Genomic DNA, 13983 nt, shown 5'->3' with positions numbered 1-13983 from the left:
CCCCTTGGATCGAGACTGGTCAGGAGTGGATGGCTTGGCGGTCCTACGGCCCTGACCAGAGCACTGGGCAGATGGCCGGATCCGAGTAGTCGGGATTGCCGTCGGCGTCCTGTCTGCACAGCAGGTCATTGATGTGCACGGTGCGCCGCCCGGACTCCTCGAAGTGGGTGACGTACCGGTTGCTGTCGTCCTGGAAGTGCAACGCCAGGGCGAGGCGGTCCCGGTCGGCGCTGCGGTTGGGTTCGCTACCGTGGATCGTGCGGCAGTGGTGGAAGCTCACCTGGCCGCGTCGCAGGCGCAGCTGTACCCGTTTGGCCGGCGTGACGCCGCCGATGGAGTGCTCCAACGTCGCCATGTCGTGCTCGTTGAACGTCCGCATCCATTCGGTGTCGGTCCGCCGGTGGCTGCCGTCCAGGAACGACAGCGCTCCGGTCTCGCCGTCGCAGTCCTGGAACGGGATCCAGGCGGTCAGCATGTTGCGCGACGAACAGGTCTTCCAGTACGCCGCGTCGACGTGCCACCCGACAACGGAATCGACCATGTCCAGCCCCGGCGGCTTGCAGATGAGCTGGTCGTGAAAGAGCCGGATGGTGCGGGATCCGGACAGCAGAGCCGCCGTCTGGGCGACGATGGGCAGCTCGAGCAGTTGGCGGATGTCGTCGTTCTGCAACGACACGTAATCGTTGAGACGTATCGTGTTGCCGTGCTCGGCCTGCCAGTCGAGGTAGCCGCCGTTGATCAGCATGGGATGGTCGCGCTCGCCCGCGTAGTGCCGCTCGGCGCCGAGCGCGGCGGTCTCGAGCACATCGTCCGGGATGATCTTCGGTGAGACCCACCAGCCGTGTTCCTGGTAGAACGCCACGTCCTGCGCCGTCGGCAGGTTGGTGCGGGCATCCAGCATGATCTGACCTTTCGGCTCGGATGTGGTCACGACGCGACTCACCGGCCCGGCTGTGACCGCATGACCGTCAAGGCAGCGCCGAACGGCACGTTGGGATACACGTTGAGTTCCGTCGGTATCCGAACGTGCAGCAGCGCCGGCGCGCTCTCGTCACGCCACAGCCAGGCAAGTGCGTCGGGCACCTCCTCCGGCCGGGAGACCGACCGGCTGGCAATGCCGTACGCCTCGGACACGCGCGCGAAGTCGGGTGCGTCGTAGCCCTCCACCGTCGTCGGGTAGCGCCCCTCGAACGCCTCTTCCTGCAGTTGCCGTACCGACCCGTGCGCCCCGTTGTCGACGATGACCAGTTTGATCGGCAGTTGGCCGCGGGCGACGGTCTGCAACTCCTGGATGTTGAACTGGAAGGCGCCGTCACCGGCCACGACCACCACCGGCCGACGTGCGTGACAGGCCACGCCGATGGCCGCCGGGAACGCCCATCCACACGGCCCGAGCCCCAGGGCGGGGAGCAGCCGCTGCCCCTGCGCGGGCTGGAGCGACTGGCAGGCCCACCAGAGATGCTGGCCGGCGTCGATCACGAACGCCGCCGCCGGATGCGAGGCCGCCGAGAGCTGTCGCATCAGCACGTTCGGGTTGATCCCGGCGTGGCCGGTGAGTTCCTCGGTGTCCGGCCGCTGCGCCCGGGTCCGGTCGATGTGCGTGCGCCACTCGTCGTGGTTCGGGAAAACCTGTCCGTCGGACGCCGTCAGCGCCGCGTCGAAAAAACTACGCAGCTCGGCGACGATCGTCCGAGCCTTCCGTACCCGCCGCATCTCCCCGGGGTCGCAGTCGACCTGGATGACCTGGCGGCCCCGGCCCCAGGCCGCGACGTCGGCGCCCAAGGTGCCGAAGTCGAGACGGGAGCCGAGGACCAGCACGAAGTCGGCCTCCGAGACGGCCAGGTTGACCCAGCGGTTCCCGTACATGCCGATCATGCCGAGGCGCAGCGGATCTTCGGAGGGAAGGACGTCCAGCGCGGTTACCGACGCTGCCACCGGTACCCCGAGGCGTCGCAGCAGGCGTCGCGCGGGCTCGGCGGCCCCCGCAGCTTGTACACCGCCCCCGACCAGCACCAGGGGGCGCGACGCCGAGGTCAGCTCGTGCAGTACCTCGGCGATCGTGCCCGGGTCGACGGCCGACGGCGCGGTGGCGGTGACGCGTCGCGGCGCGGCCTGCGGCGGGACGCTCATGGTCTGCACGTCGGACGGTAGTTCGACGAGAACCGGTCCGGGACGGCCGTCGACGGCCAGCCGCATCGCCCGGTCGAGCAGCTCCGGGACCTCGTCACCGGAGCCGGCCCGCCAGGCCGCCTTGGTGACCGGTGCGGCCATGGCCACAACGTCACACTCCTGGAAGCCGTACTGCCGGATCGGCCGGTCGCCCTTCAGGAGGTAGCTCTGCACCTGTCCGGTGACGAAGATGGCGGGGACCGAGTCCAGGTAGGCGCTGGCGATGGCGGTCAGCATGTTCGTGGCGCCGGGACCGGCGGTGGCGAACGCGACGCCGGGCGCGCCAGCGAAGCGGCCCACCCCGTCGGCCGCGAAGGCAACCGCCTGCTCGTGGTGCATGGTGATCAGCTCGATGCCGGCACGACGGTGGATCGCGTCCAACATCGGTGCGATCATTCCACCGGGTAGTGTGAAGACCCGGGAAATTCCGTTTACCGACAGCCACTGGGCGACGTACTCGCTGACGGTCTTCTTCGCGTCGCCGGGTACGGAGGTGTCTATCATGACTGGTCCACCTAAAATGTGTTCTCGGTCGGCCAGCTCTTCAGCTCGGGCAGGCAGTTGTCAACGAAGAGCCGAATATTTTGAAGTCCGTCCTCCTCGGGCATGCCGTGAAAAATGGTGAGGACTCCCTGTAAGTCCAGCGCCTTGTGCAATTCCTCGAAACGCCGCAGCACGTCGTCGGGCGTGCCGTAAATGACGGAGGCGGGTGGCAGGTCCAGATCCGGCTCGGATGAGTCCCGCATGGCTCGGTAAAATTCATAGCTCTTCGTCCCGCCGAACGCGGGGTCACCCATCCCGTAATGGCGGACCGCGAGGCGGTGACTGGCCCGATGGTATTTCTTGGCGAGTTCGAGGGCTCTGTCGCGGCTGGGGTCCACGACGACGTTGGCCGACAGCAGCGGCCGTGGCGCCGATCCGCCGTTGACCTGGCTCCAGGTCTGCCGGTGCCGATCAACGTCCTGAGCGATCAGCTCTAGCGGTTTGACCATGATGTGCATCGACCCGAGGCCGAGCCGGGCCATGAGTGGGGCAGACTCGGGCGAGACTGAGGCGCTGAAGATCCTTCCCGAGAACGAGCGAGACGGGCGAGGCCGCAGCTCACGGCGGGGTTGTCGCGTCATTTCGCCACCTTCGATGACCCCGGTCTCGAGCGCTGCAAGCAAGAGCGCGGCGCACTCCTCGAAGCGGACGCGAGACTCCTGGATCGGCACGCGTAGGCCCTCGAACTCCTCGCGGGAGAGGCCGCGGCCAACGCCGACGACGAGCCGCCCGTCGCTGAGGTGGTCGGCGAGCAGGATCTGTTCGGCCAGGCGCAGCGGGTCGTGCCACGGCAGCACGAGCACGGCGGTGCCAAGCTTGATGGTGCCGGTACGGCCGGCGACATAAGACAGCAGTTGCAATGGGTTGCCGATCAGCCCGTAGTCGCTGAAATGGTGCTCGGTAACCCACAACGAATCGAATCCATAGGACTCGGCGTCTACGCAGACCGATATCTCTTTACGCAGGAAAACGTCATCGGGCATTCCTGTCAGATTCTGGAAAGCCGCTTCGAATCCCACGTGCATAGAATGAGCCCCTCACCCGTTGGAAGAACATTCCGGGAAGATTGGTCATACGTAATACGTGTCGCTTATCCGAGGCTAGCAGGCACCCTTAAGGCCGTCAAGAGGGGTTGGCAATCGACTATGTCTAGACGTACGATACGGCTAGATCACCTCTCCTTCAGCCAGGCACATTGCAGATCATCAGGGTGCACTCCGCGGTGGGGTAGTCAATGATCATTCCGATTCAGTGACATCGACGATGGGCGTGCGGACGTGCACATTGGCCATTGTGGCAAGTTGCGAGTGTGTCCGAGTCTTCGCGTGGACCACCTAGCCAACCGAGGCGCCGATGATCATCCCGCGCTTACCTACCGCTTGGAGACCATCACCTATGCGGCCTTGCGGCGGCGGGTCGCCCGGGTCGCCGACGGACTCCGTCGCCGAGGAGTCTGCCGGGGCGATCGCGTGCTGATCTACGCCGAGAAGCGGATCGAGACGGTCGTCGCGATGCTTGCCGTCGCTGCGACCGGCGGCGTGATGGTGCCGGTTAATCCGCAGTTCAAGGAGCGCCAGTTGGCCCACGTGGTCGCTGACTGCACGCCCCGGGTGCTCATCACCGTCGCCGAGCGCCTGTCGATCGCACTGGTGGCATGCGGAGACCGCGTCGAGCAGATAGTGATGCTCGACAGCATCACGGCCGATGCGCTACCCGGCGGCGACGACACCGCAACGGCGAGGGCCGACTCCGCAACGATCGAGACGGATCCCGGGGCGATCTTCTATACCTCCGGCAGCACCGGATCCCCCAAGGGCGTCGTCGTCTCCCACCGGAACTTGATCGCCGGCGCCGAGAGCGTCGCAGGGTACCTGGCACATCGCGCCGACGACGTCATCCTGTCGGCTCTACCGCTCAGCTTCGATGCCGGCTTCAGCCAGATCACCACGACCTTCGCCGTGGGCGCCCACCTGGTCCTCGCCACCTACTTGCGTCCCGGTCAGGTGGCTCAGCTGTGCGGCCGGCACCGGGTCACGGGCCTGACCTGCGTGCCGCCGATGTGGCGTGAGCTGACTGCCGTTGCGTGGCCGACCGAAGCCGTTGCGAACCTGCGCTACTTCGCCAGTACCGGTGGCGCGATGCCGAGGCCCACATTGGACGCTCTGCGCCGACAGTTCCCGCGCGCCAAGCCATTTCTCATGTACGGGCTGACCGAGGCGTTCCGCTCGACCTACCTGGAGCCCGCCGAGGTGGACCGGCGACCGGGGTCGATCGGTAAGGCCATCCCGAACGCTGAGGTACGCATTCTGCGGCCGGACGGAACCGAATGCGAGCCGGGTGAGCACGGTGAGTTGGTGCACCGCGGCGCCACCGTCGCCTTAGGCTACTGGAACAGTCCGGAATCGACCGCGCGGCGTTTCCGTCCGGTGCCGCCGCGCAGCCCCGGTCTAACGGGCGACGTGGCGGTCTGGTCGGGTGATACGGCCTACCGCGACGAGGACGGCTTCCTCTACCTCGTGGGCCGGACCGATGAGATGATCAAAACCTCGGGGTACCGGGTAAGTCCGACCGAGGTTGAATCGGCGGCGCTCGACACGGGCCTGGCTACCGAGGCCGTCGCGTTCGGCGTCGAGGACGAGAAGCTCGGTCAGCGGATCGTCCTCGTCGTGACGTCACCGTGTGACACCGAGCGGCTCACCGAGGCGCTCGGCGAGCTGCTTCCCAGCTATCAGATCCCAGGGACCACCGTGGCGGTCTCCGAGCTGCCGCGCTCTCCGAATGGCAAGTACGACCGCGCCGCCCTTCGTCGCACGATCATCGGGGGTCGAGAATGAGGTACCGCTCCGGCTCATCCGCCGACGATCCGCTCAGCTGTCCTCACGGCGAGCGCGCAAGCCGCCAGAGTCGGATTGGTCGCGCCCGCGGTACGCAGCAACCCGGTGCCAGCCAGGTAGAGGTTGTCGAATCCCCAGACCTGGCCGTGGTCGTCGACGACGCTCTGCGCGTCGCCGGGCAGCCCCATTCGAGTGGTGCCCAGCAGGTGCATGGAGCTGCCGGGGCTGAGGAGCTGCGGCGGCCGACCCGGCAGGAACGGGCCCAGCAGCGCGCCGACATCACGCAACTCCGCCAGCGCCGCCCGGAGCCGGTCACCGTCACCCTCGCTCAGAACGTATTCGAACGTCGGCTGTGGCAAGCCCAGCGCATCGGTCCCACCCGCGCCGAAGGCAATCCTGTTCTCGAAGCGGGACTCCATGGCCGCGTACCAATAGAGCGAAAGAATCAATCGCTCGTCGAGTCGTCCCTCCAACGCCTGCGCGTCGTAGCCGTCGCAGACGAGCAGCGAGTGAAATGGCCGATCGGCGCTCACCGGAATGACGACGCAGGGGTCGGGGCCCGCGGCGTCTCGGTCATCTCCGAGCGACTCGGGATCGAGCACCACCTGGGCATAGGCGAGCGGGTGCTCGGCCAGATATCGCCCCAGGGGCGACGCGTCCCCGCGCCCGATCCCCGAGGCCCACAGCAGAGCCGGCGTCCGCACGGCACCGGCAGCTATCACGAACGAGTCGGCCCGCACCACGCCGGTGCTGCGGGCATCGAGGTCGACGACCCGCGCCGCGGTGACGCGGCCGGAGGTGAACTCCAAGCCGGTCACCGAATGGTTGGCCAGGATACGGATCCGGGCTCGGGCTGTCATGGAGGCGATGTCGGCCAGCGTCTCCGCCGGCCCGGTCCACCGCACGGCGCCTGGCTGATCGGGCTTGAGCCGGGCCGCCAACGGCGCTGGACGAGGCGTCGACACCTCCGCCAACCGGCGGATCAGATACTCCTGCCGAGCCGAGCCGGCCGTCGACTCGAACCCGACACTGAGCAGCCGCTCGGCTCGTTCGTACAGCCGCTCCCAGGAATCGGCCGGGATTCCGGCCCACTGCTCGATCGATGGGTGCAGCCGTGGGGATACGCAGTTCCACAGCACACCCATGCCGCCGTGCACGGTGGTGAGCCGGGCGCCGAGCATGTTGCCCCGCCGCGGCTGCGCGGGATTGATGCCGTAGCCGGCAGGCATCGGTGGTGCCGAAGGACGCGGAGCGAACCCCTCGGCGCGGCGCACCGACGCCGGCCGCAGGCACGATCGAACCAGGTCGAAGTGGAAGCTGCGGTCAGTGCGGCACAACGGCAGGTTCCGCAGGTGTGTGCCGGGCTGTTCGGCCAACGCACCACCGGCCTCGACGAGCACCACGTCGACGCCGGCCTCGGCGAGGCAGCGAGCGGCTACGGCACCGACGATGCCCGCCCCGACGATCGCCACCGATCCATTCACCGTCATGTGTCGTTTCTAGTCCCACCGAGAGGGGTTCGTGCATGACACGCGCGTCCCGATCCGACGAGGCACCGTCGAACACCGCTCCGCTGTCAGCCGGGCAACAAAGCCTGTGGTTCCTGGATCGCCTGCACCGCGGCAGCGCCGAGTATCATATTCCGGAGGCGTACCGGCTGTTCGGGAAGCTCAACGAGCTGGCGCTGGAACAAGCGGTCAACGCGCTGGTGCGCCGGCACGAGATGCTGCGGACCCGGTACCGCGTGGTCGACGGCCACCCGGTGCAGGAGACGATGCCGCACACGCACCTGCCGATCCGCGTCGAAGACATCAGTGGGCTCGTGCCGGCTCTACGCGAGCAGCGGGTGTCCAACGCGCTGCTCGGCGAATGGCATCAGCCGTTCGACCTGAGCGCCGGTGCGATGCTGCGCTGTCGCCTGCTGCGGCTCTCGCCGGAGGAGCACGTCCTCGTGCTCACGGTCCATCACATCGCCTCTGACGGCTGGTCACAGGCCATCCTGCGGGACGAGATGTCGAGGTTGTACGCCGCCTTCCACGCTGGGCTGCCCGATCCGCTACCGGCGCCTGCAGCGCGCTATTCGGACTATGTGCGCTACCAGACGGCTGGACACGCCGACTCGGTCGGTTACTGGGTCAAGCAGCTCGCGGGTCTGCCCGATGTCCTCACCCTTCCCACCGCCCGGCCGCGGACCGCCCGGGTCGCGGCGCCGGGCGGGGTCGTCCGCATTCCGCTCCCCAGCGCAGTCACCGTACGGCTGAAAGAGCTCGGCGCCGCTGACGGCACGACGCTCTACATGGCGCTGCTCGCGCTCTTCGCCGCGCTCCTGACCCGGCACAGTGGTCAAGAGGACATCGCGATCGGCACCCCGGTTGCCGACCGCCCTCGAGTCGAGTTCGAAAAACTGGTCGGTTTCCTGGTCAACACCCTGGTTGTCCGGGTCGGTGTACAGACAGGCGAGGCGCTCTGCGATCTCGTGGCGCGGGTCCGCCGCACGGTGCTCGACGCTCAGCGGCACCGCGACGCTCCGATCGACCAGGTCGTCGAGGCGGTCTCGCCGTCCCGGCGGGTGGACGTCACGCCACTGTTCCAGGTGATGTTCGCGCTGCAAGCGGTGTCTGACCGGCCGCTGTCGCTGACCGGTCTAAGGGTGGAAGCGCTAGAGATACCCGGGATCCGCGCACGCTTCGACCTTGAGCTCCATGTGCTGGAGAGCCCGACGACGGTCACCCTGGTCTGGGTTTACGACGACACCCTGTTCGACCGCGACCGCATCGAGCTCATGGCCGCCGACTACGTCGACCTCGCGACCCGGTACGTCGAGCAGCCGACGAGCAGAGTCGAGGCACCAACGCTCCCGCAGGCACCTCCGGTCGCAGCGACAACAGTCGAGGCCCCGGGGCACTCCGCGGTGCGAGCAGCAGGCTCGGTGGAGGAGATTCAACAGGTCGTCGGTCGTCTCTTCGGTGAGGTGTTGGGACTGGCAGGAATCGGTCCGGACGACAACTTCTTCGCTCTTGGCGGCCACTCCCTGACCGCGCTCAGCCTGGCCGAGAAGCTCACGAAGACGCTCGGCGTGGAGATCGACGTACGGGAGATCTTCGCGGCGCCCACCGTTGCCGAAATGGTCGCCCTGCTTTCCCGACGCCCTAGCTAAGCGGGAACCATGCCGAACGCCTTCAGCAACCTTTGGCAACTGTTCTGCGCCATCGCCGGCCGTGTGCCACACGCGACCGCCCTGGTCGACGAGGACCGAACGCTGTCGTATGGCCAGACCCTGCGCCAATGCACGGAGGTGGCGGCGGCGCTGCGAGCCGCCGGAATCGTCGCTGGTCGGCCCGTCCTGGTCAGCACGGACCACACGATCCAGGGGGTACTCGCTCTGCTCGCGACGTACGCGGCGGGTGCCGTGCCGGTTCCGGTCGACCCGGACTCGCCCGTACCGCGGTTGCGCCGCACGCTGGAACTCTGCGACGCCGGTGCCGCGCTGGTCGACGAGGCCGGTCAGGCGGCGCTGCGGGGGCTTGACATACCGCTGGTCCGGGTGGACTTCTCCGCCGACGCGGCCGAGGGCGCCGTCAGCACCGGTTCGGTTGCTGCCTCGTCGGCGCCGGCCTACATCCTGTTCACCTCCGGATCTACCGGCGACCCGAAGGGCGTCGTGGTGACCCAGGCCAATATCCTCTCGCTGATCGAACGCGCCGGCGAGTGGGACACCTCGACAGCTGACGACATTTGGGCCTGCTTCCACGCCTTCACCTTTGACGTGTCCATGTGGGAAGTTTGGCGTCCGCTATCGCTCGGCGCGCAACTCTACGTCGTACCCCGAGCGGCGCAGATGGATCTGCGCCTGGCCCACTCGCTGCTTGCCAAACGCGGCGTCACGTCGCTCTGCCAAACGCCGACGGCCTGCCGGGTATTCGCCGAACATGTCGCCGAGGTGGGCGTTCCCGACCGTCTGGCTCGGATGCTGCTGGCCGGGGAGCGTCTGGACTTCGCCGCCCTCAAGCCGTTCCTGAGGTCGGTGGCTGACGGCCGACTGGAGGTCTGGAACGTATACGGCCCCACCGAGGCCACGATCTACGCGACCGCCTACCGCGTGACCGCCGATGACATCGAGCGTGAGCGTCGGTCGCTCATTGGCCGCCCGCTTCCTGGCGTCAGCGTCCGGGTTCATCAGCCCACCACCGACGGGATCGGGGAGTTGTGGCTGGCCGGGCCCGGCATCGCCGCGGGTTATCTCCGCGATCCAGCGCTCACCGAAGATCGCTTCTGTGCCGTGGATCGACAGCGCTGGTACCGCACCGGTGACATGGTCCGCCATCTCGGTAATGGCATGCTCGAGTTCGCCGGGCGCAACGGCGGATATCTCAAGGTGCGCGGCTTCCGGATCGATCCTGGCGAGATCATCACAGCTGTGACGGCGTACCCGGGAGTCACGGACGCGGCAGTAATAGCCGTCGATTCTTCCTACGGACAAACGATCGTCTGTGCGGTGGTTCGTGGCCCTGCGGGCATCGTCAGCGAACTGGAGTTGCGTCGGCACCTGGGGCACATTCTGCCCTCCTACATGCGACCGGGCCGGATCGTTTTCGTCGACCGGCTGCCCCGGCTGTCCAGCGGCAAACTCGACCCGAGTGCCCTGCAGCACCTTGTCGAAGAGCTCATGCGATGAGCCGCCGAACCTGTGGGTTGGCGACCGACGTGGCTCACCGCCGGGCGTTCGCGGCTGGGCATACCCAATTAGCGCGAGCTCCGTAGAGCGACATGACAAACCCGTCCGAGTCCGTTTCAGCAGGGAGATCATCATGAGCCTCGATCGACGACAGTTCCTGACCACGAGCGGCGCTGGGGCACTGGGAGTCGCGCTGTCCGGCACCATTGACGCGCTCTTCAGCGGTGCGCCCGCCCTGGCGCACCACGGCAGCGGGTACGGCAAACTTCTGCCTGACCCTTCGGGGTTGCTCGACCTGCCTCGGGGGTTTCGCTACCGAATCCTGTCCCGCGAAGGCGACCGGATGCGGGACGGCACCGTGCCGGGCAACTTCGACGGAATGTGCGTCTTCGAGAGCCGGCATGGGGACCGCCGGCTGGTGCGCAACCACGAGAATCGCCAGAGCGCGGAGTCGCCGGTACGGGCACCGGCCGCGTTGACCTTCGACCCGGCGGCGATCGGTGGAACCACCACCATCGTGGTGCGACCGAATGGAGCCGTCGACGAGTATGTCAGCCTTGGGGGGACGGCCGTGAATTGTGCCGGTGGTGCGACCCCCTGGCAGACCTGGCTCACCTGCGAGGAGACCGAGAGCCGCCGAGGCCAGGAGGGTTACGAGGTCGACCACGGTTGGATCTTCGAGGTTGATCCTTACCACAACGTCCGTAACGAGCGACCAACCCCGCTGACCGCCATGGGACGGTTTGCCCACGAGGCGGTCTGCGTCGATCCCGTCACTGGTGTCATCTACGAGACCGAGGACGCCTGGGAGGAGAAGTTTGGTTGCTTCTACCGCTTTCTGCCCCACCTGCCACTTGGCGGTCACGGCAGTCTCCGCGCTGGCGGGACTCTCCAGGTGATGCGCGTGCCGGGCGTACCGGATCTGTCGGTGGTGCAGCAACCGAATGTCACCTTCGACAACATCGAGTGGATCGACGTGCCGGATCCCCGAGCGACCACCACTCCGACCCGCTTCCAGGACTACGGCGCCGCAGGAGTCACCCATGCTCAGAAGCTCGAGGGCGCCTGGTGGGGCATGGACGGCGCCGCCTATTTCGTCTCCTCGTTCGCCCGTCGGGAGAACGGCTCCGCTGGCGTCCACCAAGGTCAGGTCTGGCGGTATGACCCGCGCGGCCGACGCCTGACCCTCGTGGTGGTCTTGCACGGCAATGGCGCCGAGGACCAGTTGTTCGAGACGCCGGACAACATCTGCGTGACGCCGTTCGGCGGCCTCATGCTCTGTCAGGACGGCGACGGCGAGAACTACTTGATGGGCACCACCACAGCAGGTAAGCCGTACCTGTTCGCGCGCAACCGGCAGAACGTCGGGACGGATTCGGCGCCGGCGTACGGCGAGTTTGCCGGTGTGTCTTTCTCAGCCGACGGGCGAACTCTGTATGTCAACTGCTACTGGCCGGGCACTACCTTCGCCATCACGGGACCCTTCCGCGCCTGAGCATCGCCGGTAGTCCGCTGGCGCTGGTGTCGAGGCGTCGCCCGCCCGAGGCGGTAGAACTGTCGCCACACACCAGGCTGTTAGGCGGCTGCGGTCCCGGCGTGCTTGGGCCGACTCGTGGCCGCCCGCTACCAACGGCCGCCGCTGTACGCTCCGCAGGGCACTGACCTCTCCGGCGGGCATCACGTCAAGGCCGGCCTACGCGAGTGGTGTACGGCCTGGTCGCTCCGGCCCTGGCCGGTGAGGTGCCTTTCCCGACGCGGCGCGGTGGCCACCGGCAGGCGACTGCGTCGGTCGTCCGGAACCCCGCACTATCCACGGACCGTCGCCGGTGTGCTGCTCGGGTCCATGGTGCCGGTGCTACGCCGCGCCGATGGCCCGGCCCTGCTCTGGGGGAGCATTTAGAACACCGGCGACGGTGCCTTCGACCTAGCCGGCGACGACTTGCGGCAGGCCGCCCACGACCGAGCCCTGACCGACGTCGAGGTCCTCCGTAACGCGCGTAGCCTGCACAGGTCGATCCGCAGCTTGCTGTAACCCTCGGTCGACGCGGACACCGTCAGCGTTGTATGACGACGGACGGACGCACTCCTGTAGCGATGGTGACGTCTTCGGCGGAGCCGAAGACGTCACCATCGCAGCTAGACCCGCACGAGCTTGAGAGTGATGCCGAGCGTCATCGGCGGTGGGGCAATGGGTCGTGTAGCCCCTCGGACACAAACCAATGCCTGACGGTGCGCGCTGAGATCGACTGCGGCGCGCACCGTTTGCGTTTCGGGCTGGTAGTTCAGCCGGAGACGGAGTTGCCGGTAGACCTCGGCCTTGTCGGCGGGATCGGCGTCGCGGAGCACGGTGGTGATGTCGCCGAGGGCGTCCACCAGGGCCGTGATTTTTGTTCGGCTCATCCTGTGCGTGGTGGTGCTCCCTGCGTGCAGCTCCGTTCGGCTTGGGTCCGTCCGGCCTGTGTCTGGGCTATCCACTTATTGTCGACCGAGGGGTCGGCTGCGGCGTCGAGGGCCGCCCGGTAGCGCTGAAGTTTCGTGTCGCAGTCGGTGATGGTCGCGCGGGCGGCGGTGATGGCGGGGGTTGGTTGGTCGCCAGATGGGCGTCTGCCATCGCGGTGGCCGTGTTCTCGATGTGGTCGGGGTGGACGCGGTAGCGAGCCAGGTGTCGAGTGGATCGGTGAGGGTCTCCTCCCGGCGGTAGACGTTGCGAGGATGGATGGGAGACGTCGTTGGCAAGGGGGTATTCCTGGGGGAAGTAGTAGGCGGCGCCGCGGTTGTGCTGGCCCTGCATGCGCCGGTTGCAGGCGGCGCAGTGGATCAGGCCGCGGAAGACGTACGGGTTGCGGGCGCGGCGTTGCCGTTGCGGGAGGTCCAGGCCCGACCGGTGTCGTGCGAGCAGCGTCTGCGCCTGTTCGAAGGTGGCCTCATCGATGATCGGTGGGTGGGTGATCTCTTTGGAGACGACCCACTTGTCCCGCGGGTTCCAGCGCATGACGTCGGTGTGGCCGAGCGCGACGTCGTTGACGTCGAGGAGGACCTCGTCGGTGCGTTGTTTGTTCCAGACCTGTCGTCCGGTGTAGCGGGGGTTGGTGAGGATGACGCGGATGGCGCTTTTGGACCAGGCGATGCCGCTGCGGTGGGGGTTGCGGGCCCGGTCGTGTGCGGAGGGGCAGGGCACGTGGTTGCTGGTGAGTGCTTCGGCGATGGCGTAGAGGCCGCTGCCGGTGAGGAACTCGTGGAAGATTTGGCGGAAGATTTGGGCGGTCTGCGGGGCGGGGTGAGGCCGCGTAGGTGTTTGCCGTCGGCTGCCTTCGCCGGGTTGGGGTGGGGGCCGAGGTCCTGCAGGGTGTAGCCGTATGGGCGCGCCCCGGCAGGGGGCCGGACAGAGGTCGCGGTCGGGATCAGCCTCGACGAGATCGGTCGAGCCCGCGACTCCGACGTCGCCGACATGCACGGCGTGCGCCCGCTGCTCCACATCGGCCGGCGACGTACCGACTGCCCCACGCTTCCTGGCCGCGCACGGCCTCGCGGACACCCCGAAGTCCGTCGTGCGTGAGCTGCCCGTTCCACGACGACGGCTTTTGGTTCGCCCTGCGCGAGTACAGCCCGCAGTCCCTGACCAACGTCGGGTGCATGGACATGCCCCGGACCGCGCACCGCGCAGCGCTACGATCGGTTGAGTCAGGGCGTCCGTCCGGTCGCGCCCCTAGGGGTCAGAGGGATTGCTGATTGCGGTAGGGATTGGCGGTCTGCCGGATGAAC

General features: G+C 67.4%; 10 protein-coding genes. 4 read left to right on the top strand and 6 right to left on the bottom strand.

Going from position 1 to position 13983, the window contains the following annotated elements; translation table 11 throughout:
- Nucleotides 1-43 precede the first annotated feature (43 nt).
- From ACQPZK_RS20560 to ACQPZK_RS20550, 3 genes are read right to left on the bottom strand one after another with little or no spacing between them, the layout of a single operon-like run.
- Nucleotides 44-901: a phytanoyl-CoA dioxygenase family protein gene (locus tag ACQPZK_RS20560; protein WP_433534566.1), complete on the bottom strand. Its 858-nt coding sequence runs from the start codon at nucleotides 899-901 to the stop codon at nucleotides 44-46.
- A gap of 38 nt (nucleotides 902-939) precedes the next feature.
- Complete coding sequence (locus ACQPZK_RS20555) at nucleotides 940-2673, bottom strand: thiamine pyrophosphate-binding protein (RefSeq protein ID WP_433534565.1); 1734 nt, start codon at nucleotides 2671-2673, stop codon at nucleotides 940-942.
- 11 nt (nucleotides 2674-2684) lie between these two features.
- Complete coding sequence (locus ACQPZK_RS20550) at nucleotides 2685-3737, bottom strand: LLM class flavin-dependent oxidoreductase (RefSeq protein WP_433534564.1); 1053 nt, start codon at nucleotides 3735-3737, stop codon at nucleotides 2685-2687.
- Between the two features lie 252 nt (nucleotides 3738-3989).
- Here ACQPZK_RS20550 and ACQPZK_RS20545 point away from each other — a divergent pair, with 252 nt between their 5' ends.
- Nucleotides 3990-5546: an acyl-CoA ligase (AMP-forming), exosortase A system-associated gene (locus ACQPZK_RS20545; protein ID WP_433534563.1), complete on the top strand. Its 1557-nt coding sequence runs from the start codon at nucleotides 3990-3992 to the stop codon at nucleotides 5544-5546.
- Between the two features lie 14 nt (nucleotides 5547-5560).
- Here ACQPZK_RS20545 and ACQPZK_RS20540 read toward each other — a convergent pair whose 3' ends face one another.
- The gene (locus ACQPZK_RS20540; RefSeq protein ID WP_433534562.1) at nucleotides 5561-7036 is read right to left on the bottom strand and encodes an FAD-dependent oxidoreductase; all 1476 of its coding nucleotides are present in this window, start codon (nucleotides 7034-7036) and stop codon (nucleotides 5561-5563) included.
- Nucleotides 7037-7071: 35 nt separating this feature from the next.
- Between ACQPZK_RS20540 and ACQPZK_RS20535 the strand changes: the two genes are divergently transcribed.
- The 3 genes from ACQPZK_RS20535 (at nucleotide 7072) to ACQPZK_RS20525 (ending at nucleotide 11716) form a co-directional block, all read left to right on the top strand.
- A complete protein-coding gene (locus ACQPZK_RS20535; RefSeq protein WP_433534561.1) occupies nucleotides 7072-8703 on the top strand; it encodes a condensation domain-containing protein in 1632 nt (543 codons plus the stop codon).
- A 9-nt stretch (nucleotides 8704-8712) separates the two neighbouring features.
- Complete coding sequence (locus ACQPZK_RS20530) at nucleotides 8713-10221, top strand: amino acid adenylation domain-containing protein (protein WP_433534560.1); 1509 nt, start codon at nucleotides 8713-8715, stop codon at nucleotides 10219-10221.
- Between the two features lie 133 nt (nucleotides 10222-10354).
- A complete protein-coding gene (locus ACQPZK_RS20525) occupies nucleotides 10355-11716 on the top strand; it encodes an alkaline phosphatase PhoX (RefSeq protein WP_433534559.1) in 1362 nt (453 codons plus the stop codon).
- 641 nt (nucleotides 11717-12357) lie between these two features.
- Here the strand turns inward: ACQPZK_RS20525 and ACQPZK_RS20520 are convergent.
- Nucleotides 12358-12621 carry a hypothetical protein gene (locus tag ACQPZK_RS20520; RefSeq protein WP_433534558.1) on the bottom strand — a complete coding sequence of 88 codons (264 nt, stop codon included), beginning with the start codon at nucleotides 12619-12621 and terminating at the stop codon, nucleotides 12358-12360.
- Nucleotides 12622-12688: 67 nt separating this feature from the next.
- Entirely contained in the window at nucleotides 12689-13696 is a 1008-nt protein-coding gene (locus ACQPZK_RS20515; protein WP_433534557.1) for a recombinase family protein, read from the bottom strand.
- Nucleotides 13697-13983: the final 287 nt, after the last annotated feature.

Origin of the sequence: Micromonospora sp. CA-249363 (genome assembly GCF_050950185.1) — a bacterium.
Classification (GTDB): Bacteria; Actinomycetota; Actinomycetes; order Mycobacteriales; family Micromonosporaceae; genus Micromonospora.
The sequence above is the reverse complement of the archived record's forward strand: the minus strand, read 5'-3'. Positions and strand labels throughout refer to the sequence as shown.